Source organism: Pantoea sp. WMus005, from assembly GCF_013415305.1.
In the GTDB taxonomy this organism is placed as follows: Bacteria; Pseudomonadota; Gammaproteobacteria; order Enterobacterales; family Enterobacteriaceae; genus Pantoea; species Pantoea rara.
This window is the reverse complement of record NZ_JACBXU010000004.1, coordinates 261,593-286,230: the sequence shown is the minus strand read 5'-3', so window position 1 is coordinate 286,230 and position 24,638 is coordinate 261,593. Positions and strand designations below refer to the sequence as shown.

Sequence of the window (24,638 nt, the reverse complement as noted above, 5' to 3'; positions counted from 1 at the left end):
ATCACGCGGTGGAGGCGAACCTCCGGAACGACTTAGTACAGACGAGTGCGGCGTGCGTTTTCGCGAGCCAGTTTCTTGGCGTGACGCTTAACTGCTGACGCTTTAGCGCGCTTACGTTCGGTAGTCGGTTTTTCATAGAACTCACGACGACGAACTTCAGCCAGAACGCCTGCTTTCTCGCATGAACGCTTGAAGCGACGCAGTGCTACGTCAAATGGCTCGTTTTCACGTACTTTAATTACCGGCATGTAACTCTCACCTCGATAAAATTCGGTTTTTGCTGCTGACTGCGGCGTCAGCAAATTCAAAATGGTGCAGCATTCTACTCCAACTCAAGTTGGTTTGTAAAGCACCATGGATAATTTGAAACCAACAGGAGCGTTTGCCTGTGCGGCTGCCGGTTTTTCCAGGGGCGGGAGTATAGCGCACTCTTTAGCCGACAGAAAATGACTTTTTACCTGGGGTGACCGCGCTGCACATCCAATTGCTGTGATAAACTGCGCGCCGCAAGAATGAGGTGATGCAATGCGAATTCTCGGTATTGAAACGTCGTGCGATGAAACCGGCATCGCAATCTATGATGATGAGGCTGGATTACTGGCTAACCAACTCTACAGCCAGGTAAAACTGCATGCCGATTATGGCGGTGTGGTCCCGGAACTGGCCTCACGTGATCATGTGCGTAAAACTGTGCCGCTGATTCAGGCGGCGCTGAAAGAGGCGGGTCTGGAGCCGCAGCAGATCGATGCAGTGGCCTACACGGCCGGTCCCGGACTGGTCGGTGCGCTGCTGGTCGGCGCGACTATTGGCCGCGCCCTGGCGTTTGCCTGGAAAGTGCCTGCCGTGCCGGTTCATCATATGGAAGGCCATCTGCTGGCACCGATGCTGGAAGAGAATCCACCGGCATTTCCGTTTGTCGCCCTGCTGGTGTCGGGCGGACATACTCAGCTGATTAGCGTCACCGGCGTTGGTGAATATGAATTGCTGGGTGAATCGATTGATGATGCTGCGGGCGAAGCCTTTGATAAGACAGCCAAGCTGCTCGGTCTGGATTATCCGGGCGGGCCTATGCTGTCGAAGATGGCGCAGCAGGGCACAGCGGGGCGCTTTACCTTCCCGCGTCCGATGACCGACCGCCCGGGGCTGGATTTCAGTTTCTCCGGCCTGAAAACCTTTGCGGCTAATACCATTCGCGCGAACCCTGACGATGAGCAAACGCGTGCTGACATCGCCCGCGCGTTTGAAGATGCGGTGGTGGATACGCTGTCGATCAAATGTAAGCGTGCGCTGGATCAGACCGGCTTTACGCGTCTGGTCATTGCGGGTGGCGTCAGCGCCAATCGCACACTGCGCGAGCAAATGGCGGTCATGATGCAAAAGCGTGGCGGAGACGTGTTCTACGCCCGCCCGGAGTTCTGTACCGATAATGGCGCGATGATCGCGTATGCGGGCATGGTGCGCTTAAAGGGCGGAACACGGGGAGAGTTAAGCATCAGCGTGCGACCGCGCTGGCCGCTGGCGGAACTGCCCGCCATCTGATGTAAAAAAAGCCGGCTTGCCGGCTTTTTTTATGACTGAGATTTCTTTTTGCGCTTCCAGATCTTGCCTTCCTGACCCCGCCACAGCCGCTGAATATTATCGTGATGACGCAGCAGGATGAGACAGGAGAGCATGGAAACCGGGAAGGTGAACTGCGGTTTGAACCACCAGACATAGAATGGCGCGATTAACGCGCTGACGATAGCACCCAGCGATGAATAGCCGCTGAGTAAAACCGTTAACAGCCAGGTGCCAGTGACCAGCCCGGTTAAGTCCCAGCCAATCGGCGCAATTGCGCCAAATGCCGTTGCCACACCTTTTCCACCCCGAAAGTGGAAAAACACCGGGTAGATATGCCCCAGACAGGCGGCAATGGCAGTCAGGCCGAGATAGAGCGGCGTCACGTGCATCAGATAGGCCAGCCAGACCGGCACCATTCCCTTCAGCACATCAAACACGAGTACGGTTACTGCTGCGGCTTTACCGCCCAGACGCAGTACGTTAGTGGCACCTGGATTGCCTGAACCGTGTGTGCGGGGATCGGGCAGGCCAGCGAGTTTGCAGACCAGAATCGCACTGGAAATCGAACCGCAAAGATACGCGAAAATAATCATACCAAGCGCGAAAGCACTCATAACACCGTACCGTTCCCTTTAGGGTCGTTTTGATCTCATCAACCGTGGATAATACGCATAATCCGCCGGAAGTGGTATCCGGCTTAGCCAAAAACAGAGACTCTCATCATGGATATCGTATTTATAGAACAACTCACGGTGTTCACCACCATTGGCGTTTACGACTGGGAACAGGGCATACAGCAGAAGCTGGTGCTCGATGTCGATATGGCCTGGGATAACCGTCTGGCGGCGAGCAGCGACGATGTGAACGATTGTCTCAGCTATGCGGACGTCTCCTCCGCGATTATGACGCATCTTAACGGCAGCCGTTTTGCCCTGGTTGAGCGGGTTGCTGAAGAAATCGCGGATCTGTTGATGAACCGTTTCAATTCGCCTGGCGTACGCATAAAGGTAAGCAAACCGGGCGCTGTAGCCCAGGCGGCGCAGGTTGGCGTGCGAATTGAGCGCGGGACTATTCCTAAATAAATACGATGTGATTGCCATCACAATGAAACCAAACCAAATTACTGTCTGTCATAGCGTGTGCCGTTTCGTTACAGCAGGCGAAACGGTGTAGACCTTAAGGTTTAATTCAGGCTAATAGCGGCATAATTTCAGGCGATAGCAGCGCGCTACCGCCTTTTTAATGGTTTTGAAAACGGATAGAGGGAACATTTGATGGCAGATATTCATCAGCTTTGGGTAGCTGCAATCCTGGGCATTGTGGAAGGGCTGACCGAATTCTTACCGGTCTCTTCCACAGGGCACATGATTATAGTGGGTCACCTGCTGGGCTTTGAGGGTGAAAAAGCCGAGACCTTTGAAGTTGTGATCCAGTTAGGATCGATTCTGGCTGTGGTTGTCATGTTCTGGCGCCGTCTGTTTGGCCTGATTGGTATCCACTTTGGCGAAGTTAAGCATGAAGGTGTCGGCACCGGGCGTCTGTCGCTGATCCACATCCTGCTGGGTATGGTTCCGGCAGTGGTCGTGGGTCTGGTGCTGCACGATCAGATTAAAACACTGTTTAATCCGATCAACGTGATGTACGCGCTGGTTGTGGGTGGTGTGCTGCTGCTGGTCGCTGAGTACCTCAAGCCAAAACAGCCGAAAGCCGTTGGCGTCGATGACATTACCTATCGTCAGGCATTTATGATTGGCTGTTTCCAGTGCTTAGCCCTGTGGCCGGGCTTCTCGCGTTCTGGTGCAACCATCTCAGGCGGCATGCTGATGGGTGTGAGTCGCTATGCAGCCTCGGAGTTCTCCTTCATCCTGGCGGTGCCAATGATGATGGGTGCGACCGTACTGGACATGTACAAGAGCATCGGCTTCCTGACGATGGCGGACTTCCCGATGTTCGCAGTCGGCTTTGTGACGGCGTTTATTGTGGCGCTGATTGCGATTAAAGTCTTCCTTGAGCTCATCAAGCGCATCTCTTTTGTCTCGTTCGCCATTTACCGCTTTATTGTGGCGGCAGCGGTTTACATGATCTTCATGTAAACCCCGGGCAGCCTGCTAGTCAGGCTGCCTGATCGCCAGACCCTGCGCGACGGCGTCAATACGTCGTCGCGTCATCTCTTCCCGCACTTCCGCTCCTTTGAATCCCGCTTCGACCACCGCTTTCGTCGGCACCGCCTGCGCCAGCGCAAAAGCACGGCGCAGATAGTCGCCCTGCGGATAAGGCCTGCTCTCCAGTCCGGCACGTCCGCGGGCATCCGCTTCGCTGGTCAGCGCCATCTGCTCAACGCGTTGTGGCTTACGCCACGCATCGATCCGGTCAAACAGCGCCACCAGTGATGCTGCAGATTGCCGTTCAATAGTGTGCACAATGTCGTGAAATTCAGTCACGATCAGTGCCAGATCGCGAGTCGCATTGGGCACGCGCAGCCGCTGACACAGGGCCTCGACCAGCGGAACGCCCGCCAGTCCATGACCGTGATGGCTCGGCCACAGCTCAGGCGGCGTCAGCGCCTTGCCGACGTCATGAACGAGCGTGGCAAAACGCACATCGATCTCGCTGGAGAGGGCAGCGGCCATCGCCAGTGTCATCAGCGTATGGACGCCGGTGTCGATCTCCGGGTGCCACTTAATCGGCGCAGGAATACCAAAAAGATTATCCAGCTCAGGAAACAGCACCTGCAATGCGCCACAGTCGCGCAGAACCTGGAAATAGACCTGCGGATTACGGGAGCTCAGCGCCTTTTCGGTCTCTTTCCACACCCGCTCAGCAGTGAGATTCGACAGCTCACCGCTTTCGGCCATCTGCTGCATTAACTGCTGCGTCTCGGGAGCAATACGGAAATTGAGATGGGCAAAACGCGCAGCAAAGCGCGCGACGCGCAACACCCGTAACGGATCTTCACTGAAGGCTTCAGAGACGTGACGCAGCAGGCGCTGGGCGATATCACGCTGACCGTTATAAGGATCAACCAGCGCGCCGTTCTCATCCTGTGCGATAGCATTGATGGTCAGATCGCGGCGCTGTAAGTCCTGCTCCAGCGTCACGTCGGGCGCAGACCAGGTGACAAATCCGGTGTAGCCTTTCCCGTTTTTCCGCTCGGTCCGTGCCAGCGCATATTCTTCGCGACTGACGGGGTGCAGGAAAACGGGAAAATCACGACCGACCTGTTGATAGCCCTGCTCAAGCATGGCTTTGGGTGTAGAACCTGTTACTACCCAATCTTTGTCTGTAACCGGCAGATTCAGCAGCGCATCACGCACCGCACCGCCAACAAGAAACGTCTTCACGCAAAACTCCAGAGAAAAATAAATGACCTGCACGCCGGGCACATCCCGCGCCTGAAATCAGCCGTGCATTTCATTTTATTGTTGCACAAATTCCCCGGATTGCAGACATGCCAAAAAGGGGATCCTGCGATCCCCTGCTTAAATTCGACAGAATAGTGTCAGTTCATCCAGCGATCGCTTTTCTTACGACGCGGCAGCATATGCGGCAGTAACAGACCCAGCAGCAGGCCGACGCCCAGCACGCCGCCGCCATACATAAACCACTGCATGATGATGGTGCGCTGTTTATCATCCAGCTGAACGTTGGCGGCGCTGACTTTCTTCTGCGCGACGATCAGCTCATTTTTCAGCTTCTGATTCTCGTCTTTCAGCCCGTTGATTACGCCGTCGCTGCTGGCGACTTTGTTCTGCATCTCCGCCGTGCGCTGATTCCAGCTGTTGTCGATGTTATCCAGTTTGGCCGTCAGATCTTTCACCTGCTGCTCAAGCTGCGGAACTCGTGTACGCAGGCTCGGATTCGCGCTGAGCTGCGACAGGGGGATCCAGGTGGTGCGGCCTTCCGAATCACGGATCTGGCCATAATGCGTATCATTGTTAGTCTGTAATAGCTGCACCTCTTCCCCGGCATTCAGCTTGCCGAGCAGGCGGAACTGATCGCCTGGCCCGCTGCGTACCCAGGTCGAAAGCTCATCAGAAACATAGCGTTTTTCGTCGGCATGGGCAGGTGCAAGGGTGCTAAGGGTCAGCAAAGTGAGTCCAGCGAGTGTGATTTTTTTCATTCGATTTCGTTTGGCTTAGTCTGACTTAAAATTTACCGGCACAGTCTGGAGAGGCCTCGCATAAATCTGAATGAGAACTATCCTGGTCTCATGAGAGTGCGAAAAGGTCTGCGAAAGAGCAAAGAAAGCAGAGACAGCGCGGCTTCTGTGCATTAATCTTCGCCTGATAACCCCTTGCCCTCCAGGCGACAGCGTGAGTAACCTGCTGATAATCGCCTGAAATATGCAGGAAAAACCCTCTTAAGTGCCAGCGGCGTAGTGAATAAAAAATTATGACCATCGAAATCGAACTAAAGTTCATTGCAACTCCACAGGCAGCCGGGAAACTGGCTGAACTGCTTTCCACTCTGCCGCATCAGCATCAGGCTGCACGCGAGCTGACTAACATCTACTTCGAAACCGACGATAACCAGCTGCGACGCTGGGACATGGGATTGCGTATCCGGGGCGTTGACAGGCGTTATGAAATGACGCTGAAAGCGGCGGGGAAGACGATCGGCGGCCTGCATCAGCGTCCGGAATATAACGTTGAGCTCAGCGAGCCGGTGCTGGACATTGCTCGTCTCCCCGCAGAGATCTGGCCGCAGGGCACCGATATCCCGGCGCTGCAGTCGCGCTTACAGCCGCTGTTCACCACGCATTTCCAGCGCGAAGTCTGGCTGATCACCACCGGCAACAGTGAAATAGAAGTGGCATTTGATCAGGGCGCGGTCACGGCGGGTGAGCTCAGCGAACCGCTTTGCGAGATCGAACTGGAACTGAAACGTGGCGAACGTCAGGATCTGCTGGCCTTTGCACAGCAGCTGGTGGCGATGGGCGGTCTGCGTATGGGCAGCCTGAGCAAAGCGGCTCGCGGCTATCAGCTGGCGCAGGAGAATCCGCCGCGCCAGATTGAGGCCTTCCCGTTGCTGAAAGCCGGCACTAAAGCGACCGTAGAGCAGGGCATGGTTGCTGCAATGTCGGCTGGCCTGCGTCACTGGCAATATCATGAAGAAGTCTGGCTGCGCGGTAACGCGGCGGGGCAGGATGCGGTGCGCGAAGCGCTGGATCTGCTGCGTCAGGCCTTCAGCCTGTTTGGTGCGCTGGTGCCACGCAAAGCCAGCAGTGTCCTGCGTCAGCAGTTGACCACACTGGAAGAAACGCTGGTGAATGAGGAGCAGCAAGCAGCTGATTTCTGCCTCTCTTCCCTCTCTGTTGAAACGCAACTGGCGCTGACCCACTGGCTGGCCGAATCTCAGTGGCGTCAGTGGATCGATGCCAAAGGCGAAACCAAGCTGCAGGGTTCGTTTAAGCGCTTCAGCGATATCATGCTGAGCCGCGTGAATGCCGATCTGAGAGAAACTTTTATCACGGTAAAACAGCCCAATGAGTATCAGGATAAAGCCACCCGCCTGGCGCGTCAGCTTCTGACCGTTCACCTGCTGGCGGGTTCCTATCCCGTCGAAACGGTGATGGCCTGGCTCGACCCCTGGCAGCAACTGCTGTCGGCAATCCATGAAAAGCAGACATCCGGATTAGCCTGGCTGGCGATGCAGGCGCTGAAACAACAGCCGTTCTGGCTCACCAGCGGCGCTGCCCGCTAACGGATATTCCGTCACGCCATCAAGGAGGGAGTTATGTTGTCAGCACTTCCCGCGTTGCTACGCGACCAGGCCGAAGCGGCCGCCCGACAGCTTGGGGTTCCGCTGGCTTCGCTCAGTCCGGAGCAGGTAGCCGGGCTGGCTTTCAGCGATTTTGTGCTGGAAAACCTGCAACAACATCCCGACTGGTGGCAGTCGATGCTCGACCAGCCGCCGCAGCCTGATGAGTGGCAACACTACGCTGCATGGCTGAATCAGGCGCTGGACACAGTCGACAGTGAAGCGAGCCTGATGCGCGAACTGCGGCTGTTTCGACGCCGTATGCTGGTGCGTGTCGCCTGGATGCAGGCTCTGCAACACGCGACGACCGAACAGAGCCTGCAGCAGCTCAGCGTATTAGCTGAAGTGCTGATCAGCCGGGCACGTGACTGGGTTTATCAGGATTGCTGTCGCGATTTTGGTACGCCCTGTAATGCGGACGGCGACGCGCAGCCGCTACTGATTCTGGGTATGGGCAAGCTGGGTGGCGGCGAACTTAATTTCTCCTCTGATATCGACCTGATTTTTGCCTGGCCGGAAAACGGCACCACGCGCGGCGGACGGCGTGAGCTCGACAACGCCCAGTTCTTTACCCGTATGGGGCAGCGGCTGATCAAAGTGCTTGATCAACCCACCATGGATGGCTTTGTCTATCGGGTGGATATGCGACTGCGTCCGTTTGGCGACAGTGGCCCGCTGGTGATGAGCTTTGCCGCGCTGGAAGATTACTACCAGGAGCAGGGACGCGACTGGGAGCGTTACGCCATGGTCAAGGCGCGACTCATGGTCGATGACCACGATCGCTGGAGCCTGGAGCTGCAACAGATGCTGCGACCATTCGTCTACCGTCGCTACATCGACTTCAGCGTGATTCAGTCGCTGCGTAACATGAAAGGGATGATCAGCCGCGAAGTGCGGCGGCGCGGGCTGAAGAACAATATTAAACTCGGCGCGGGCGGCATTCGTGAAACCGAGTTTATCGTGCAGGTTTTTCAGCTGATCCGCGGTGGGCGTGAGCGCTCGCTGCAGTTGCGATCACTGCTGCCGACACTGGAGGCGATCAAAACGCTGGCCCTGCTACCAGCCGATCAGGTTGATGCACTGCGAGATGCCTACCTGTTCCTGCGGCGGCTGGAAAATCTGCTGCAAAGCCTGGGTGACGAGCAAACTCAGACGCTGCCAGAGGATGAACTTCATCGTGCCCGGCTTGCGTGGGCAATGGACTGTTATGACTGGGCTGAACTGATGACCCGGCTCGACAGCCAGATGGCGGCGGTGCGGGCCATCTTTGACGAGCTGATTGGCGAAGATACCCCTGAAATTGGCGATCAGCGTGAGCTGGCAGATTTTCAGGTGCTGTGGCAGGACCCGCTGGAAGATAGCGAACTGGCGCCGCTGGTACCGCAGCTCAGTGACGATCAGCGACTGACATTGCATCAGTCACTGGAAGCGTTTCGTCAGGATATTAACCGACGCACTATCGGTCCACGTGGCCGTCAGGCACTGGATCAGCTGATGCCACGTCTGCTGAGTGAAGTCTGCCCGCGTGAAGATGCGGCCGTGACGCTTAGTCGCCTGACACCGCTGCTGATCGGCGTGCTGACACGCAGTACCTATCTTGAGTTGCTGACCGAGTATCACGGTGCCCTGCGTCATCTGATTCGTCTGTGTGCGGCCTCACCGATGGTAGCCAGCCAGCTGGCGCGTCACCCCTTATTGCTGGATGAACTGCTCGACCCCGCCACGCTCTATCAGCCGACTGCCACTGACGCCTATCGTGATGAGCTGCGGCAGTATCTGCTGCGCATCCCCACTGAAGATGAAGAGCAGCAGCTGGAAGCGGTACGGCAGTTTAAGCAGGCCCAGCATCTGCGCATTGCTGCTGCTGATATCGCTGGCACGCTGCCTGTGATGAAAGTCAGCGACCATCTCACCTGGCTGGCGGAAGCGATTATCGAATCAGTGGTCCGTCAGGCGTGGAATATGATGGTGCAACGTTATGGTCGTCCTTCTCACCTGAGTAATGAACATGAGCGTGGCTTTGCGGTGCTGGGCTACGGCAAGCTGGGGGGCTGGGAGCTGGGTTACAGTTCCGACCTCGATTTAGTCTTCCTGCATGACTGTCCGGCTGACGCGGTGACAGAAGGGGAGCGCAGCATTGATGGCCGTCAGTTCTATCTGCGCCTGGCCCAGCGGATTATGCATCTCTTCAGTACCCGTACCTCTTCCGGCATTCTTTATGAAGTCGATGCGCGGCTGCGTCCTTCGGGTGCGGCGGGCATGCTGGTCAGTACGTTTGAGGCCTTTGAAGAGTATCAGCGCAGTGAAGCCTGGACCTGGGAGCATCAGGCGCTTGTCCGGGCGCGGGTGGTGTTTGGCGAGGCGGCGCTTGGCGAGCGTTTCAACGTGATCCGTCAGGCCATTCTGTCGCTGTCACGAGCCGCAGACGCGCTGCAAACTGAAGTGCGTGAGATGCGTGAAAAGATGCGTGCTCACCTCAGCAACAAACATAAAGGGCGCTGGGATATCAAAGCCGATGCGGGCGGCATCACCGATATTGAATTCATCGCACAATATCTTGTCTTACGCTACGCCGCTGAACAGCCTGAACTGACGCGCTGGTCTGACAATGTGCGTATTTTTGAGCTGATGGCGAAGTACCATAAAATGCCTGCTGATGAAGCGCAGGCACTGACGCAGGCATATGTGACGCTGCGCGACGCATTGCACCATCGCGCCCTGCAGGAGCTGCCTGGTCACGTTGAACCCGAGGCTTACGCAGCGGAGCGGCAGACGGTTCTGAACAGCTGGCAGCGCTGGCTGATAACGCCTGCGTCTATCCTGGCGTGATGCTGATAGCACAAATCGCAACTGTGCTATCATCCGCGCACTATTTTTAATGCAGTCTGGAGTGTCTGGAATGAAAGTGACTCTGCCCGCGTTCGGCCAAGCCTCAGTGCTGGTTGTTGGCGATGTAATGTTGGATCGTTACTGGTATGGCCCAACCAGCCGTATCTCCCCTGAAGCCCCGGTTCCGGTGGTGAAAGTGGACACGGTTGAAGAGCGCCCTGGCGGCGCAGCAAACGTGGCGATGAACATTGCAGCACTCGGTGCCGCGTCCCGCCTGATCGGCCTGACCGGTGAAGATGATGCGGCGCGCGTGTTGAGTAACACGCTGAAAGACGTCAACGTTCATTGTGATTTTGTGGCAGTCAAAAGCCATCCGACCATTACCAAACTGCGCGTGCTTTCACGCAATCAGCAGCTGATCCGTCTCGATTTTGAAGAGGGCTTTGATCAGGTTGATCCGGAGCCGATTCACCAGAAAATGCGTGATTCGCTGGCCGCAGCGGGTGCGCTGGTGCTGTCCGACTATGCCAAAGGCGCGCTCTCCAGCGTCCAGACCATGATTACTCTGGCGCGCGAAGCAGGCGTGCCGGTATTAATCGATCCGAAAGGCACCGATTTTACGCGCTACCGGGGCGCGACGCTGCTGACGCCGAATCTCTCAGAGTTTGAAGCCGTAGTCGGCAAATGCAAAAACGAAGACGAGATCGTGGCGCGCGGCACGCAGCTGATCGCTGATTTTGATCTCTCTGCATTGCTGGTGACCCGTTCAGAAAATGGCATGACGCTGCTTCAGCCGGGCAAAGCGCCTCTGCATCTGCCGACTCAGGCGCAGGAAGTCTATGACGTGACCGGTGCAGGCGATACGGTGATCGGCGTGCTGGCTGCCGCTCTGGCTGCTGGCGACTCGCTGGAAGAAGCCTGTTTCCTGGCTAATGCGGCGGCGGGTGTCGTGGTGGGTAAACTGGGTACCTCGACCGTCAGCACCGTTGAGCTGGAAAATGCGATTCACGCCCGCCCGGAACAGGGTTTTGGCATCATGACGGAAGCGCAGTTAAAAGCCGCCGTTGAGATGGCCCGCCGTCGTGGCGAAAAAGTGGTGATGACCAACGGCGTCTTCGACATCCTGCATGCGGGTCATGTCTCCTACCTGGCAAACGCCCGCAAGCTCGGTGATCGACTGATTGTCGCGGTAAACAGCGATGCGTCGACTAAACGTCTGAAAGGTGAAAGTCGTCCGGTGAATCCGCAGGAAAACCGGATGATCGTGCTGGGCGCGCTGGAAGCGGTCGACTGGGTGGTGGTATTTGAAGAGGATACGCCGCAGCGGCTGATTGCGGGCATTCTGCCTGACCTGCTGGTCAAAGGTGGCGATTATAAGCCAGAAGATATCGCGGGCAGTAAAGAAGTCTGGGCAAATGGCGGTGACGTGCAGGTGCTGAACTTCGAAGATGGTATCTCTACCACCAACATTATCAAAACCATTCGCGGTAGCTGAAGCAGAGGTAAGCGGGAGCCGCGCTCCCGCTTAAGCGCTTATTCTGGCTTGTTGTCCACGACAGGTTTCACCACGTCCGCAACCGATGCCGGTGAAGCCGCTGGTGAACTCGCGACTGCAGAAGAGGGTGTAGCTGCTGCAACAGGAGTGACTGGTGCAGCGGCAGTCGGTGGCGTACCGGCTGATGATCCCTGGCTTTCCAGCTGGGCCAGACGTTGCTCCAGCGCCGCCAGTTTCTCCCGCGTCCGCAGTAATACCTGCGTCTGCACATCAAACTCTTCACGGTTGACCAGATCCATACGGGTCAGCTGCGCCTGAAGAACCTGACGAATTTTCTTTTCGACATCATCACCAAACTCACGAACACCTTTAGGCATCGCTTCGTGAACCTGACGGGCAAGTTGTTCAATTTTTTTCGTGTCGATCATGATGATTTCCTGGTTACGGGGAGCTGTGTCAGCGTGTTTACCAACGTAATAAGTGTTAAGTGTAATGCCAGAAATGAAAAGGATAAACCTCAAATCGGTAACGCAGGAAATGCAAAAGCAATTGCGCTATTGATGATTGCCGCCTCAAACGATCAGCGTTATAGTTGAAAGGCTTATTCTCAGGGCGGGGCGCAATTCCCCACCGGCGGTAAATCAGCCTCGGCTGAAAGCCCGCGAGCGCTTTATCTTGATGAAAAGAGAGATAAAGGTCAGCAGATCCGGTGTAATTCCGGGGCCGACGGTTACAGTCCGGATGGGAGAGGGTAACGACATCTGTCGGACAATTGTGTCTGCTTCACGTTATTGCCACGTCTTTTTGACGTCACTCCTAAGCACGCCCTGATTCTGGTAACCCATACATTTTAAGGTTTTTATTACCATGAATCAGACGCTACTTTCTGAATTTGGCACGCCTGAACAGCGTGTAGAACGTGCTATCGCCGCCCTGCGTGAGGGACGCGGTGTGATGGTACTCGACGATGAAAATCGCGAAAACGAAGGCGATATGATCTTCGCCGCAGAAACCATGACCGTTGAACAGATGGCGCTGACTATTCGTCACGGCAGCGGCATTGTCTGCCTCTGCCTGACCGAAGCGCGTCGCCAGCAGCTCGACCTGCCCATGATGGTGGAAAACAACACCAGCTCCTTTGGTACCGGCTTTACCGTGACTATTGAGGCCGCAGAAGGCGTCACCACCGGCGTTTCCGCGCAGGACCGTATCACCACTATCCGTACTGCCATTGCCGACAATGCTAAACCTGCCGACCTGCATCGACCTGGCCATGTTTTTCCGTTGCGTGCCAGCGAAGGCGGCGTGTTAGCACGTGGCGGACATACTGAAGCGACCATCGATTTAGTGACACTGGCTGGTTTTAAGCCTGCCGGTGTCCTGTGCGAACTGACCAATGACGACGGCACTATGGCCCATGCGCCAGAAGCGATTACCTTCGCTCGCCAGCACAACATGCCGGTAGTGACCATTGAAGATTTGATTGCCTGGCGTCGCGCGCACGAGACGCGCCACGCCAGCTAATTTGTCAGATGATAAACAGGCTCTTTTCAGGGCCTGTTTTTCTTCGCCCCGCACCGTAATGGCACAACCTGAACTCTGGCTTCCACTCATCCCTGAACACCCATTAAATCTGCCACGTTAAATTTCATTCAAATTTTCTGATGATCTCCATCACGCTTATCAGCGTGATAAAGCGGCCAATACGCGTATCGTAGTGGCTATCAAATAATCGATCCCGGGGATCACGAATGAGCCAGTTACGAATGCCAGCGCTGTTTTTAGGTCATGGCAGCCCGATGAATGCCCTTGAAGAGAACCGCTATACCGCTGCGTGGCGTCATGCGGGCGACACTCTGCCACGTCCACGCGCAATTATTGCGGTTTCGGCGCACTGGTATACGCGTAGCACCGCCGTAACAGCAATGGCAGAACCAAAAACCATTCATGATTTTGGCGGCTTTCCGCAGGCGCTGTTTGATACGCGCTATCCGGCTCCGGGATCGCCTGAACTGGCGCAGCAGCTTGTGGAGCAGTTAGCACCCGTCGAAGTCAGGCTGGATTATGATTGGGGACTGGATCATGGTTCCTGGGGCGTCCTGATTAAGATGTATCCGGATGCCGATATTCCGGTAGTGCAGCTAAGTATTGATGGTACCAAACCTGCGGCATGGCACTTTGAGATGGGCCAGAAACTGGCTGCGCTGCGCGATCAGGGTGTGATGATTGTCGCCAGCGGCAACGTGGTCCATAACCTGCGTAAAGTACGCTGGGATGGCAACAGCGATGTGTATCCCTGGGCCAGCAGTTTTGAACAGTTCGTCCACGATAACCTGGCGGTGCAGAGCGATGCCGCTTCTCATCCTCTGGTTAACTTTATGGACCATCCAGGTGCAGCGCTCTCTAACCCGACACCTGAACACTATCTGCCGCTGCTCTATGTGCTTGGCGCACGTCAGCCAGACGAGGCAATCAGTATTCCGATTGACGGCATGGAGATGGGTGCCATCAGCATGTTGTCGGTACAGGTTGGTTAGGGCGAGGCTGAGAGAATACAGGCCAGAAGCTGGCCTGTATTCTCACGATGCATTAGCCGATAAAAGCGTGCGGATAAAAACGGGAGAGATCCTGAGTGATCAAATCGCGATCTTCACGCAGGCCAATGCCGGCGGGTTGATCGTCAATCAGCCAGCTGCCGATCAGCGTATAGCTGTCGCCAAATTTAGGCAGCGGATGGAACTGCTGGACGATCATTCCCTCTTCACCGTACGGCCCATCAACACGGGCAATCTCCTGACCATTTTCGACGATCCGGATGTTGGCTCCTTCACGTGAAAACAGCGGCTTCACCACATATTTGTCCAGATGCGGAACGTCATCTTCGGCGAACCAGGCAGGCAGCAGGTTAGGGTGATTCGGGAACATTTCCCACAGCAGTGGCAGCAAGGCTTTATTGGAGATAATGCTTTTCCATGCCGGTTCAAGCCAGCGTACGCCAGCATCACCCAGTTTGGTAGAGAACATCTCACGCAGCATAAACTCCCATGGATAGAGCTTGAACAGGTTGCTAATCACCTGATCCTGAGCGTCGGTAAATTCCCCTTTTTCGCCCAGACCAATCTCATCCATATAAAGAAATTCACTCGGAAGACCCGCTTCGGTGGCGCAATCCTGAAGATATTGTACGGTACCACGATCTTCGTCGGTGTCACGGCAGCAGGCAAAGTGCAGCCAGTTAAAGCCATGCTGTTGATGTAGCGCGGCAAAGCGTTCAATCAGCTTTTCCTGCAGGCTATTAAACTGATCGCTGCCAGCAGGGAGTTGACCGGCGTTGAGCTGGTCTTCCAGCCACAGCCACTGGAAAAACGCTGCTTCATACAGCGAGGTCGGCGTATCGGCATTGTTCTCCAGCAGCTTCACATCGCCTTTGCCATCCCAGGCGAGATCGAGACGTGAGTAAAGCGACGGCTGACGCTGATGCCATGAATCGCGCACGAAATCCCAGGTGTGTTTAGGAATACGGAATTTAGTCAGCAGCGCTTCGCTGTTAACCACTTTTTCCACCACCTGCAGGCACATCTGATGCAACTCTGCGGTCACATCTTCCAGATGCTCGATTTGCGCCAGCGTGAACTGGTAATAAGCATCTTCACACCAGTAGGGTTCCCCATGCATGGTGTGAAAACGAAAACCGAACTCGGTGGCTTTTTCGCGCCAGCCTGGGCGTTCTGAAATGGCAATGCGTTCCATTGGGGCGTTAGCCTCCCATTGAGCGGCTGGATGTGCCGCTGGCGCTGCTACGCTGCATGCTGTTCTGTTTCGCGACGGTTTCACCAAAGCCACCACGGGTAATGGTTGAGGTGGTCGCTGGTTTTGGTGCCATCGCCGTTTTAGGCACGGTCATGGTTTTGCCGGAGGTGGCAGCACCATAGTTACGGCCGGATGCATCAACAAACTGGCCATTGGCCGGGCTGCGGGCGTTTTTCGGTGAGAATAGCGGTTGCTGCGCAAAGCCCGAACCACCGCCCATCATGCGGCCCATCATGTAACCGGCCATCAGTGGCATCCAGAAGCTGCCGCCACTCTGCTGCGATTCGGCATTGGTGTTGCCCACGCCCGCCTGAGCCGGTGTCTGCTGACACTGGTTTTCGCCAAATTCAGCAACACAATCTTCACGGGTGGCATATTTTGGCGCGGTGCGCTCTGCCTCTTTTTTGGCGTCATTGAATGCGGTAGTACATTGTGCACTCTGACCCGGATTGGCTTTCGAACAGTCATCCGCGTTCTGGTACATCGAAACAGTTTCATCGTTCTGCTCGCAGCCAGCCAGCATAAATACTGCCGATACGGCGATAGCAACGGGCGTTAAATGGCGTGCCTGCCAGCTCTTGCGAAAAGCGGCATAGCGAATAGATTTTGTGCGTTTCATTATGATTATCCTGTGCCCAAAGGTAGCGCATAGAATAGGGGATGGGGGGGTAAAATTGAAGCTGGAGGCCTGATACAACAGGGATCTTTACTTAGTTATACGTTCAACAGAGAGACGGGCCGCAAAGCAGCCCGCCCGCTGATTAATTACCGAAAGGATTAGCACTGCTGTGGCGAGCTGCAGGACGCGCTGCCTCAGAAGAGCCGGTTGCCGCCGGGCCACTATCCACACGCGCAGTCTGTTGTGCGTTTTCCGGTGCCACCGTTTCCGGTGAAGTCGGGATCTCTTTACCCAGCTGGCTGTTCAGTTTCTGCAGGCTCTGCTCATTGAGCGTACCCAGCGCATAGCTGATATTCAGCTGATTAATCAGGTAACTGTAGCGCGCATCAGAGAGTTGCTGCTTAGCATTGTAGAGCACGGTCGTCGCATCCAGCACATCGACGATGGTACGCGTACCGACCTGATAGCCCGCTTCTGACGCATCCAGAGAACTTTGCGCAGAGACCACAGCCTGTTTGTAGGCGTTGATACTGCTGATAGACGCATTCACGTTGTTAAACGATGAGCGTACCGTCTGAACTGCCGAGCGGTGTGCGCTTTCCAGCGATTCACTGGCGCTGACGAAGCTATACTGCGCCTGTTTCACCTGAGAGGTGACGCTGCCGCCGCTATAGAGTGGCAGTGAGAAGCTGAGGCCAACCTGGTTAGAACCGGTAATGGAGTCAGTAGAACCCTGGCTCTGGTTCGCACGGCTGCCGCCATATTTGCTGTTTGACAGGCCGGTCGAGGCAGTCAGACCCAGCGTCGGCATATGACCAGTTTCAGCGGAGCGGATCTGCTCGCGGGCTAAATCCTGGTTCAGACGCGCAGAGAGCAGTGACAGGTTACGGGCTTCCGCCTGCTTGAGCAGGGCGCTCACCGCGTCGGGCTTATCGGTTCTGAAACGATCGATGCTCAGTGAAGCCAGCGACATGTAGTCCATGCCAGTGATCTGACGCAGCGTTTCAACATTGTTATCAAGATTGTTACGCGCGGTCACTTCGTTAGCCAGCACGCTGTCATATTGCGCCCGGGCGTTCTGAACGTCAGTAATGGCAACCAGGCCTACGTTAAAGCGCTGAGTCGTCTGGTCCAGTTCACGGTAGATCGACTGTTTCTGCGCTTCGGTGTAAGAAAGCGTATCAATCGCTTTCAGCACGTTGAAGTAGGCGGTCGCGGTGTTCAGAATCAAATCCTGCTGCGCTACCTGATAGGTCACATCCTGGATACCGGCGGCTTTTTCCTGAAGGGTCAGCGCGCGCCATTTCGACATGTCGAAAATAGTCTGGGTTAATTGCAGCGAGCCGCTGGTCGTGTTGGAATGGAGACCGCTGCTGTCACGATAGCCGTTGGTGTAGGTGTAGTCTGCACCCAGACCGAGCTGGGGTAATAATGGGCTACGCGCTTCGTTAATTTTCTCAAAAGCAGAATCGCGATCGGCAGCGGCGCTGCGCAGATCCGGGTTGCTCAGACGTGCTTGTTGGTAAACCTGAAGCAGGTCTTCGGCCTGGCTGGCGAAGCTGAAACCGCCCAGGCTCAGCCCAATAAAAAATGGGAGCAGTTTTTTCATTTGCATTCCTTTTGTTGCAGCAAATTGCAGTGGGGTGCGCTGCCGGGTAAGCCAAAAAATTATCGCCGATTCTAGCAGAGGGCAACTGTGAGATAAGTTGGCTGAACGTGCCTTCTCCCCCTAATTTACGTAAATAATTCAGAAAGAACTACTTACATGGAGCACGGTTACAGGCTTTTTTCGCTCCACCCCAATCTGCACAAGGAACCTGATGATGCCGGAAGAAAAAAAATCCCCTGTGACTTTCACAAAAAACGATGTAGAAATTATTACACGCGAAACCGTCTATGATGGTTTTTTTTCCGTCGAACGTTACCGCTTCCGCCACCGCCAGTTTAATGGCGAAATGAGTGGAGAAGTGCAGCGCGAAGTTTTTGAGCGCGGACATGCCGCCGTGCTGCTACCTTATGATCCCTTACGCGATGAAGTGGTGCTGATTGAACAGATCCGCATCCCGGCTTATGACAGCAGTGCTTCACCCTGGCTGCTGGAGATGGTCGCCGGCATTATCGAGCCGGGTGAAACAGTCGAACAGGTTGTGCGCCGCGAAGCCGTTGAAGAAGCAGGATTAGAAGTCGGCCGCGTTAAGCCTATGCTTAGCTATCTGGCCAGCCCTGGTGGCACCAGCGAACGTCTGTCGGTGCTGATTGGGGAAGTGGATGCCAGCCAGGCAGAGGGATGCCATGGTCTGGAGGAAGAGAATGAGGATATTCTTGTCCATGTCGTGAGCCGCGAACAGGCTTACCGCTGGGTGGAAGAGGGGATAATCGATAATGCGGCGTCTGTCATCGCCCTGCAATGGCTGGCGTTGCACCATGAAAAACTACGCGAAGAGTGGATACAAAAATGAAACAGCGCTATACCCCTGACTTTCCCGAAATGATGCGGCTCTGCGAAACCAATTTCGCCCAGTTACGCCGCCTGCTGCCGCGTAACGATGAGGCGGGAGAATCGGTGATCTATCAGGTGAGTGGCGCCCGTTATCAGCTGACGATCCAGGAGTCGACACGCTACACCACGCTGGTGGAGATCCGCCAGGTCGCGCCTGCCGTGAGTTACTGGAGTCTGCCCTCGATGTCGGTCAGGCTCTATCACGATGCGATGGTCGCTGAAGTGTGTTCAACTCAACAGATCTATCGTTTCAAAGCGCGCTATGATTATCCTAATAAAAAATTGCATCAGCGCGATGAAAAACATCAGATAAACCAGTTCCTCGCAGACTGGCTGCGCTACTGCCTGGCACATGGCGCGATGGCAGTTCCGGTCTGCTGATGCGTATAATGCAGTAAATGGCGTGGAGACGAAGGAAACGCTTTGGATAGCCTGCTAACTCTTCCTGCAGCGAACGGTTCCGAAATCAGGATTTTGCAAATCACGGATACCCACCTGTTCGCGGGAAAACATGAATCGTTGCTTGGGGTGAATACCTGGTCGAGCTATAAAGCGGTGCTGGACGCGATTATTGCGCAACATCGCGACTACGACCTGATCATCGCCACCGGCGATCTCGCCCAGGATCACTCTATCGAAGCCTATCAGCATTTCGCTGAGGGTATCTCACGTTTGCCACGGCCCTGCGTCTGGCTGCCTGGTAATCACGATTTTCAGCCCGCGATGGTCGACACGCTGGCCGCATCCCACATCAATGCCCACAAGCAGGTGCTGGTGGGCGAGCAGTGGCAGATTGTGTTGCTCGACAGCCAGGTCTACGGTGTTCCGCATGGGATGCTGAGCGACTATCAACTGGATTGGCTCGACAATGCCCTGGCGCGCTTTCCGCAACGGCATACGCTGGTTATGCTGCATCACCATCCGCTGGCCTCTGGCTGTACCTGGCTTGATCAGCACAGCCTGCGCAATTCCCATCAGCTTGATGCCGTGCTGCAGCGCTACCCGTTAGCCCGGACGCTGGTCTGTGGTCATATTCACCAGGAGCTGGATATGGAGTGGCATGGTCGCCGGGTACTGGCCACGCCGTCAACCTGTGTCCAGTTCAAACCGCACTGTACCAGCTTTGCGATCGACACCGTAGCCCCCGGCTGGCGCTGGTTTACCCTGCATCCGGACGGCGGGCTTGAGACCGAAGTGAACCGGCTCGACACCGATGCTTTTCGTCCTGACTTAGACTCAGAAGGATACTGACGCGTGGCGGCATTGCTCTATCTGCACGGTTTTAACAGCTCGCCGCAGTCGGCCAAGGCGACTCAGTTCCGGCAATGGTTAGAGACGCAGCATCCTGAGATCGAAATGATCGTGCCACAGTTGTCGACCTTTCCAGCCGATGCTGCCGCCCTGCTGGAAGATCTGGTGTTGAGCCGGAGCGGCGAAACGCTGGGGCTGGTGGGCTCTTCGCTGGGCGGTTATTACGCCACCTGGCTGTCACAATGTTTTATGCTGCCGGCCGTCGTCGTCAACCCTGCGGTACGGCCTTTTGAGCTGCTGGCAGATTTCCTGGGCGAAAATCAGAATCCCTACACGGGCCAGCAATATGTGTTAGAGTCACGCCACATTTACGATCTCAAAGTAATGCAGATTGAACCGCTGGAAGCGCCCGATTTACTCTGGCTGCTGCAACAGACTGGCGATGAAGTTCTCGATTACCGACAGGCGCTCGACTATTACAGCGCGTGCCGTCACACGGTAGAAGAGGGCGGCAATCATGCATTTACTGGATTCGAGCGCCATTTCCCGCAGATTCTGAACTTTCTCGGTCTGAATCATTCCTAAGTAATGCGGAAATCGCACCCCATTTCACCCTTCTAATCAGACATTTACGATGAGTCAATCAAACTATAACGCGGATGCCATTGAGGTCCTGACTGGCCTTGAGCCTGTTCGCCGTCGTCCGGGCATGTACACCGATACGACGCGGCCCAACCATTTGGGTCAGGAAGTGATTGATAACAGCGTCGATGAGGCGCTGGGCGGCCATGCGAAGCGGGTTGAAGTGATTCTGCACGCTGACCAGTCGCTGGAAGTTATTGATGATGGTCGCGGCATGCCGGTGGATATCCACCCGGAAGAGGGCGTGCCCGCTGTCGAGCTGATCCTGTGTCGTCTGCACGCGGGCGGCAAGTTCTCCAATAAAAACTATCAGTTCTCTGGCGGTCTGCACGGCGTCGGTATTTCTGTGGTTAACGCCCTGTCAAAACGCGTCGAAGTCACGGTGCGCCGTAATGGCGAAATCTATGACATGGCGTTTGAAAATGGCGACAAGGTTCAGGATCTGACCGTCACGGGTACGGTGGCGAAACGCAACACCGGCACGCGCGTTCATTTCTGGCCCGATGAAAGCTTCTTCGACAGTCCACGCTTTTCGGTGTCACGCTTATCCCATCTGCTGAAAGCCAAAGCGGTACTCTGTCCTGGCGTTGAGATTGTTTTTAAAGACAAGCTGAATAATACCGAGCAGACATGGTGCTACGAAGATGGCCTGACTGATTACCTGTGCGAAGCGGTGAATGGCTTACCGACGCTGCCGGAAAAACCCTTTGTCGGTAGCTTTTCCGGTGATGTGGAAGCGGTGGACTGGGCGCTATTGTGGCTGCCGGAAGGCGGTGAGCTGTTAACTGAAAGCTACGTTAACCTGATCCCGACCATGCAGGGCGGGACGCACGTCAACGGTCTGCGTCAGGGACTGCTGGATGCGATGCGCGAGTTCTGCGAATACCGCAATATTCTGCCGCGTGGCGTGAAGCTCTCTGCGGAAGATATCTGGGATCGCTGCGCCTATGTGCTGTCGGTCAAGATGCAGGATCCGCAGTTCGCCGGGCAGACTAAAGAGCGTCTCTCTTCACGCCAATGCGCAGCCTTTGTCTCTGGCGTCGTCAAAGATGCCTTTAGCCTGTGGCTGAACCAGAATATTCAGACGGCAGAACAGCTGGCTGAACTGGCAATCTCCAGCGCCCAGCGGCGTATGCGTGCCGCCAAAAAAGTGGTGCGTAAAAAGCTCACCAGCGGGCCGGCGCTGCCTGGCAAACTGGCGGACTGCACCGCGCAGGATCTGAATAAAACAGAACTCTTCCTGGTGGAAGGGGACTCGGCAGGCGGATCGGCCAAGCAGGCACGCGATCGTGAATATCAGGCGATCATGCCGCTTAAAGGCAAGATCCTGAACACCTGGGAAGTCTCTTCCGATGAGGTACTGGCGTCGCAGGAAGTGCATGATATTTCGGTAGCGATCGGCATCGATCCTGACAGCGAAGATCTTTCGCAGCTGCGCTATGGCAAGATCTGCATTCTGGCGGATGCGGACTCCGATGGTCTGCACATCGCTACACTGCTCTGTGCGCTGTTTGTGAAACATTTCCGCTCACTGGTCAGTAACGGACACGTCTACGTCGCCATGCCGCCGCTCTACCGTATCGATCTCGGTAAAGAGGTCTACTACGCGCTGGACGAGGATGAGAAAGAGGGCGTGCTGGAGCAGCTGAAACGCAAAAAGGGCAAACCTAACGTTCAGCGCTTTAAAGGGCTGGGTGAGATGAACCCACTGCAGCTGCGCGAAACAACGCTGGATCCGAATACCCGCCGCCTGGTTCAGCTGACCATCAGCGAAGAGGATATCGACCAGACGCTGCGCATGATGGATATGCTGCTGGCCAAGAAACGTTCCGAAGACCGGCGTAACTGGTTGCAGGAAAAAGGCGATAAGGCCGATATCGATGTGTAAAAAACAGGACGCGAAAGCGTCCTGTTCTCTTTGTGCTTCAGCAGGCACATCCTTAGAGAACCCGGCAGATTCAGAGCAGAGACAGTAACCATTGTGAAGATTACCCTGGAAGAGCTACGCGCTTGGGTGGCGGTGGTGGACAGCGGTTCCATTACAGCAGCGGCATCCCAGCTGGCACAGACCAGTTCCGGCATCAGCCGGGCATTGTCCCGGCTGGAGAGCAAGCTGCAGACTACCCTGTTGCATCGCACCACCCGACGGCTGGCGCTGACCGAAGAGGGACAGGTTTTTCTGGAGCATGCGCGCCAGATCCTGGCTTCGGTTGAGCAGGCCGAGGAGCAGATTGCCCTGCGGCGCGAGATGCCGTCAGGACGGCTGCGGGTAAACGCTGCAACGCCCTTTATGCTACATGTGATTGTGCCGCTGGTGGACGATTTCCGCGCCCGCTATCCGCTGATCCAGCTTGAACTGAATACTGACGATATCCTGATCGATCTCTTAGAGCAGCAGACTGACATTGCCATTCGCATCGGCGAACTGCGTGACTCAACGCTGCGCGCCCGGCTGCTCGGCAGCAGTGCGATCCGGCTGATGGCCAGTCCGGCTTATCTGGCGAAAGCGGGCACGCCGCAGAGCGTTGCCGATCTCGCCCAGCATCAAACCATCGGCTTCAGTTATCCTGACACCCTCAACGTCTGGCCAGTCTGGCAGTCAGATGGCGATTTCATGCGTATCAAGCCAACTCTCTCTGCTTCCAGCGGCGAAACTATTCGGCAGCTGGCGCTGGCAGGACAGGGAATTGCACGGCTCTCGGACTTTGTCAGTCGGGAAGATTGCGCTGCGGGCAGGCTGGTGCAGGTTTTAACCGCTGAAACCCGCGAACTGCGGCTGCCTGTGCATGCGGTCTATTACCGTAACACCACGCTCTCTTCGCGCATCGGCTGCTTTCTGGATTTTCTTCGTAGCGAGATTGATCGGCGACAACTGTTGTAAACCGGTCTGTCAGAAACAAAAAACCTCTGTCACAGAGCAGAGGTTCAGAGGGGTGATAATTCTGCACTCGGGCGCATCTTACCGCAATGCATTTGCTTAGCGCGCAGGGACCAGAGTCAGAGGAGGAAAACGTCACGCGTCAGGGACGACGCGGGTCGAGCATGTCATGGATGACGGCTTTTGCGTTTTTCCGATCTGACCCTGATCCCTGTGCCGGCTCGATCTCACAGCGACGGTGGCCGGAATTTATCACCAGCCTGACCCCAGCGACACAACCGGAATCAAGCCTTTAGCAATAATCAGGCGCTGGGTTCCAGCACCAGAATCTTCACATCGACCACATCATCTTTAATGATGGCGCGATGCGCATCCATGTGTGGCATTTGCTGGTGCTGCTCCAGATGGCGCAGCGTTTCCCACTGTTCCAGCATGAAAATCGAGTCTGGCGAATTCTGCTTCCACGGCACCTGTGCCTGATGGTCCAGCAGCGCGTCATACTGATGGCAGCCATCTTCTTCTAAGACCAGCGGGATTAGCTTTTTCACCGCATCCAGCACGGCCTGACGGCGACCGGGTTTAACACAAATTTCAGCAACGACTGTTAACATTCGTGAATTCCTCTTTCGTGGGAAAATAGGGGGATAGCCCCTCAACCATCTTACGCAAAAACGCGGCTAAGATGGGTCCGATAAGCAGCAATATCGCGTGGCACGTCCGGCGCTTTAATCACGTCATTGCAGATAAAGGTCGGCAGCGCTTCCATTCCCAGGAACTGGTTAGCTTTGTGGAAGTGCAGATAGAGGCCGTCGACGCCGACGCCTTCAAAGAACTGCTCCGGGTCGGTAAAGGCCTGCAGCGGTGCATTCCAGGTCAGTGACAGCATATATTTTTTGCCCTGCAGCAGACCGCCTGAACCATATTTCTTCGCCGCATCAGCGCGGGTACGACCATCACTGGCGTAGAGCGAGCCGTGGCCTTCGGTAAAGACTTCATCGATGTAACGCTTCACGGTCCAGGGTTCGCCCATCCACCAGCCTGGCATCTGATAAATCACCACATCGCTGTCGACATATTTCTGCACTTCCCCGGCGACCACATAATTGCTGTCAGCCACAGTTACAGACACCTCATGCCCCATGTCACGCAACTGGCTTGCTGCGACATCGGTCAGGGTATGGTTCAGTTCGCCTTTGGAGTGGGCAAAGGTTTTGCCGCCATCGATAATTAAAATTTTGCTCATGAATAGGTTGCCTCGCTTTCTGAATATGGTGCTCAGCTTACGCGTGCCGGG

General features: G+C 55.6%; 24 protein-coding genes and 1 riboswitch. Of the genes, 14 read left to right on the top strand and 10 right to left on the bottom strand.

What is annotated here, in order from left to right:
• Positions 1-32: 32 nt before the first annotated feature.
• On the bottom strand, positions 33-248 hold the full coding sequence (gene rpsU / locus HZZ01_RS16165; protein WP_001144069.1) for a 30S ribosomal protein S21: 216 nt from the start codon (positions 246-248) through the stop codon (positions 33-35).
• Positions 249-525: 277 nt separating this feature from the next.
• Between rpsU and tsaD the strand changes: the two genes are divergently transcribed.
• The gene (gene tsaD, locus HZZ01_RS16160; protein WP_179898591.1) at positions 526-1,539 is read left to right on the top strand and encodes a tRNA (adenosine(37)-N6)-threonylcarbamoyltransferase complex transferase subunit TsaD; all 1,014 of its coding nucleotides are present in this window, start codon (positions 526-528) and stop codon (positions 1,537-1,539) included.
• A gap of 29 nt (positions 1,540-1,568) precedes the next feature.
• On the opposite strand, the gene plsY is transcribed toward tsaD, so the two are convergent.
• On the bottom strand, positions 1,569-2,174 hold the full coding sequence (gene plsY / locus HZZ01_RS16155) for a glycerol-3-phosphate 1-O-acyltransferase PlsY (protein ID WP_179898590.1): 606 nt from the start codon (positions 2,172-2,174) through the stop codon (positions 1,569-1,571).
• Between the two features lie 108 nt (positions 2,175-2,282).
• On the opposite strand from plsY, the gene folB reads away from it, so the two are divergent.
• Both folB and bacA read left to right on the top strand, forming a co-directional pair.
• On the top strand, positions 2,283-2,642 hold the full coding sequence (gene folB / locus HZZ01_RS16150) for a bifunctional dihydroneopterin aldolase/7,8-dihydroneopterin epimerase (RefSeq protein WP_179898589.1): 360 nt from the start codon (positions 2,283-2,285) through the stop codon (positions 2,640-2,642).
• Between the two features lie 192 nt (positions 2,643-2,834).
• Entirely contained in the window at positions 2,835-3,653 is an 819-nt protein-coding gene (bacA, locus tag HZZ01_RS16145; RefSeq protein WP_179898588.1) for an undecaprenyl-diphosphate phosphatase, read from the top strand.
• 15 nt (positions 3,654-3,668) lie between these two features.
• Here the strand turns inward: bacA and HZZ01_RS16140 are convergent, their stop codons facing one another.
• Positions 3,669-4,901 carry a multifunctional CCA addition/repair protein gene (locus tag HZZ01_RS16140; protein ID WP_179898587.1) on the bottom strand — a complete coding sequence of 411 codons (1,233 nt, stop codon included), beginning with the start codon at positions 4,899-4,901 and terminating at the stop codon, positions 3,669-3,671.
• Positions 4,902-5,059: 158 nt separating this feature from the next.
• Positions 5,060-5,680 (bottom strand): TIGR04211 family SH3 domain-containing protein, encoded by a 621-nt coding sequence (locus tag HZZ01_RS16135; protein WP_179898586.1) that lies wholly within the window; start codon positions 5,678-5,680, stop codon positions 5,060-5,062.
• A gap of 272 nt (positions 5,681-5,952) precedes the next feature.
• Here HZZ01_RS16135 and HZZ01_RS16130 point away from each other — a divergent pair, with 272 nt between their 5' ends.
• From HZZ01_RS16130 to hldE, 3 genes are all read left to right on the top strand, one after another.
• Complete coding sequence (locus tag HZZ01_RS16130; protein WP_179898585.1) at positions 5,953-7,263, top strand: inorganic triphosphatase; 1,311 nt, start codon at positions 5,953-5,955, stop codon at positions 7,261-7,263.
• A gap of 33 nt (positions 7,264-7,296) precedes the next feature.
• Complete coding sequence (gene glnE, locus HZZ01_RS16125) at positions 7,297-10,149, top strand: bifunctional [glutamate--ammonia ligase]-adenylyl-L-tyrosine phosphorylase/[glutamate--ammonia-ligase] adenylyltransferase (RefSeq protein WP_179898584.1); 2,853 nt, start codon at positions 7,297-7,299, stop codon at positions 10,147-10,149.
• A 70-nt stretch (positions 10,150-10,219) separates the two neighbouring features.
• Positions 10,220-11,644, top strand: a complete 1,425-nt coding sequence (gene hldE, locus HZZ01_RS16120) for a bifunctional D-glycero-beta-D-manno-heptose-7-phosphate kinase/D-glycero-beta-D-manno-heptose 1-phosphate adenylyltransferase HldE (protein ID WP_179898583.1) — start codon at positions 10,220-10,222, stop codon at positions 11,642-11,644.
• A gap of 38 nt (positions 11,645-11,682) precedes the next feature.
• Here the strand turns inward: hldE and HZZ01_RS16115 are convergent, their stop codons facing one another.
• Complete coding sequence (locus tag HZZ01_RS16115; RefSeq protein WP_179898582.1) at positions 11,683-12,072, bottom strand: accessory factor UbiK family protein; 390 nt, start codon at positions 12,070-12,072, stop codon at positions 11,683-11,685.
• Between the two features lie 171 nt (positions 12,073-12,243).
• A riboswitch (FMN riboswitch) is annotated at positions 12,244-12,401 on the top strand.
• Between the two features lie 110 nt (positions 12,402-12,511).
• Between HZZ01_RS16115 and ribB the strand changes: the two genes are divergently transcribed.
• Both ribB and ygiD read left to right on the top strand, forming a co-directional pair.
• Entirely contained in the window at positions 12,512-13,168 is a 657-nt protein-coding gene (gene ribB / locus HZZ01_RS16110; protein ID WP_179898581.1) for a 3,4-dihydroxy-2-butanone-4-phosphate synthase, read from the top strand.
• Between the two features lie 227 nt (positions 13,169-13,395).
• A complete protein-coding gene (gene ygiD / locus HZZ01_RS16105; protein ID WP_179898580.1) occupies positions 13,396-14,181 on the top strand; it encodes a 4,5-DOPA dioxygenase extradiol in 786 nt (261 codons plus the stop codon).
• Positions 14,182-14,233: 52 nt separating this feature from the next.
• Here the strand turns inward: ygiD and HZZ01_RS16100 are convergent, their stop codons facing one another.
• The 3 genes from HZZ01_RS16100 to tolC form a co-directional block, all read right to left on the bottom strand.
• Positions 14,234-15,394 carry a glutathionylspermidine synthase family protein gene (locus HZZ01_RS16100; RefSeq protein WP_179898579.1) on the bottom strand — a complete coding sequence of 387 codons (1,161 nt, stop codon included), beginning with the start codon at positions 15,392-15,394 and terminating at the stop codon, positions 14,234-14,236.
• Between the two features lie 7 nt (positions 15,395-15,401).
• On the bottom strand, positions 15,402-16,073 hold the full coding sequence (locus tag HZZ01_RS16095; protein ID WP_179898578.1) for a DUF1190 family protein: 672 nt from the start codon (positions 16,071-16,073) through the stop codon (positions 15,402-15,404).
• A gap of 142 nt (positions 16,074-16,215) precedes the next feature.
• Positions 16,216-17,682, bottom strand: a complete 1,467-nt coding sequence (gene tolC, locus HZZ01_RS16090) for an outer membrane channel protein TolC (RefSeq protein ID WP_179898577.1) — start codon at positions 17,680-17,682, stop codon at positions 16,216-16,218.
• A 214-nt stretch (positions 17,683-17,896) separates the two neighbouring features.
• Here tolC and nudF point away from each other — a divergent pair, with 214 nt between their 5' ends.
• The 6 genes from nudF to HZZ01_RS16060 all read left to right on the top strand — a co-directional run bounded on the left by nudF (position 17,897) and on the right by HZZ01_RS16060 (position 23,347).
• Positions 17,897-18,532 (top strand): ADP-ribose diphosphatase, encoded by a 636-nt coding sequence (nudF, locus tag HZZ01_RS16085; protein WP_179898695.1) that lies wholly within the window; start codon positions 17,897-17,899, stop codon positions 18,530-18,532.
• Positions 18,529-18,954, top strand: coding sequence for a DUF1249 family protein (locus HZZ01_RS16080; protein WP_008925735.1), 426 nt, complete (start codon positions 18,529-18,531; stop codon positions 18,952-18,954). Before nudF ends, HZZ01_RS16080 begins: the two co-directional genes overlap by 4 nt.
• Before the next feature lie 42 nt (positions 18,955-18,996).
• Positions 18,997-19,824: a 3',5'-cyclic-AMP phosphodiesterase gene (cpdA, locus tag HZZ01_RS16075; RefSeq protein WP_179898576.1), complete on the top strand. Its 828-nt coding sequence runs from the start codon at positions 18,997-18,999 to the stop codon at positions 19,822-19,824.
• Between the two features lie 3 nt (positions 19,825-19,827).
• Positions 19,828-20,409, top strand: coding sequence for an esterase YqiA (gene yqiA / locus HZZ01_RS16070; RefSeq protein WP_179898575.1), 582 nt, complete (start codon positions 19,828-19,830; stop codon positions 20,407-20,409).
• A gap of 49 nt (positions 20,410-20,458) precedes the next feature.
• Positions 20,459-22,354 carry a DNA topoisomerase IV subunit B gene (gene parE, locus HZZ01_RS16065; protein ID WP_179898574.1) on the top strand — a complete coding sequence of 632 codons (1,896 nt, stop codon included), beginning with the start codon at positions 20,459-20,461 and terminating at the stop codon, positions 22,352-22,354.
• 93 nt (positions 22,355-22,447) lie between these two features.
• Positions 22,448-23,347: a LysR substrate-binding domain-containing protein gene (locus HZZ01_RS16060; RefSeq protein ID WP_179898573.1), complete on the top strand. Its 900-nt coding sequence runs from the start codon at positions 22,448-22,450 to the stop codon at positions 23,345-23,347.
• A gap of 299 nt (positions 23,348-23,646) precedes the next feature.
• Here HZZ01_RS16060 and HZZ01_RS16055 read toward each other — a convergent pair whose 3' ends face one another.
• On the bottom strand, positions 23,647-23,955 hold the full coding sequence (locus tag HZZ01_RS16055) for a putative quinol monooxygenase (RefSeq protein ID WP_031590861.1): 309 nt from the start codon (positions 23,953-23,955) through the stop codon (positions 23,647-23,649).
• Positions 23,956-24,005: 50 nt separating this feature from the next.
• Positions 24,006-24,587 (bottom strand): NAD(P)H-dependent oxidoreductase, encoded by a 582-nt coding sequence (locus HZZ01_RS16050; RefSeq protein ID WP_179898572.1) that lies wholly within the window; start codon positions 24,585-24,587, stop codon positions 24,006-24,008.
• Positions 24,588-24,638 lie beyond the last annotated feature (51 nt).

Coding starts and splice junctions, on each gene's coding strand:
- parE (WP_179898574.1), top strand. CDS start 20,459: ATGAGTCAATCAAACTATAACGCGGATGCCATTGAGGTCCTGACTGGC.
- bacA (WP_179898588.1), top strand. CDS start 2,835: ATGGCAGATATTCATCAGCTTTGGGTAGCTGCAATCCTGGGCATTGTG.
- HZZ01_RS16135 (WP_179898586.1), bottom strand. CDS start 5,680: ATGAAAAAAATCACACTCGCTGGACTCACTTTGCTGACCCTTAGCACC.
- rpsU (WP_001144069.1), bottom strand. CDS start 248: ATGCCGGTAATTAAAGTACGTGAAAACGAGCCATTTGACGTAGCACTG.
- nudF (WP_179898695.1), top strand. CDS start 17,897: ATGCCGGAAGAAAAAAAATCCCCTGTGACTTTCACAAAAAACGATGTA.
- hldE (WP_179898583.1), top strand. CDS start 10,220: ATGAAAGTGACTCTGCCCGCGTTCGGCCAAGCCTCAGTGCTGGTTGTT.
- ribB (WP_179898581.1), top strand. CDS start 12,512: ATGAATCAGACGCTACTTTCTGAATTTGGCACGCCTGAACAGCGTGTA.
- HZZ01_RS16080 (WP_008925735.1), top strand. CDS start 18,529: ATGAAACAGCGCTATACCCCTGACTTTCCCGAAATGATGCGGCTCTGC.
- HZZ01_RS16130 (WP_179898585.1), top strand. CDS start 5,953: ATGACCATCGAAATCGAACTAAAGTTCATTGCAACTCCACAGGCAGCC.
- HZZ01_RS16100 (WP_179898579.1), bottom strand. CDS start 15,394: ATGGAACGCATTGCCATTTCAGAACGCCCAGGCTGGCGCGAAAAAGCC.
- HZZ01_RS16050 (WP_179898572.1), bottom strand. CDS start 24,587: ATGAGCAAAATTTTAATTATCGATGGCGGCAAAACCTTTGCCCACTCC.
- tsaD (WP_179898591.1), top strand. CDS start 526: ATGCGAATTCTCGGTATTGAAACGTCGTGCGATGAAACCGGCATCGCA.
- plsY (WP_179898590.1), bottom strand. CDS start 2,174: ATGAGTGCTTTCGCGCTTGGTATGATTATTTTCGCGTATCTTTGCGGT.
- HZZ01_RS16115 (WP_179898582.1), bottom strand. CDS start 12,072: ATGATCGACACGAAAAAAATTGAACAACTTGCCCGTCAGGTTCACGAA.
- glnE (WP_179898584.1), top strand. CDS start 7,297: ATGTTGTCAGCACTTCCCGCGTTGCTACGCGACCAGGCCGAAGCGGCC.
- tolC (WP_179898577.1), bottom strand. CDS start 17,682: ATGAAAAAACTGCTCCCATTTTTTATTGGGCTGAGCCTGGGCGGTTTC.
- HZZ01_RS16095 (WP_179898578.1), bottom strand. CDS start 16,073: ATGAAACGCACAAAATCTATTCGCTATGCCGCTTTTCGCAAGAGCTGG.
- HZZ01_RS16055 (WP_031590861.1), bottom strand. CDS start 23,955: ATGTTAACAGTCGTTGCTGAAATTTGTGTTAAACCCGGTCGCCGTCAG.
- ygiD (WP_179898580.1), top strand. CDS start 13,396: ATGAGCCAGTTACGAATGCCAGCGCTGTTTTTAGGTCATGGCAGCCCG.
- folB (WP_179898589.1), top strand. CDS start 2,283: ATGGATATCGTATTTATAGAACAACTCACGGTGTTCACCACCATTGGC.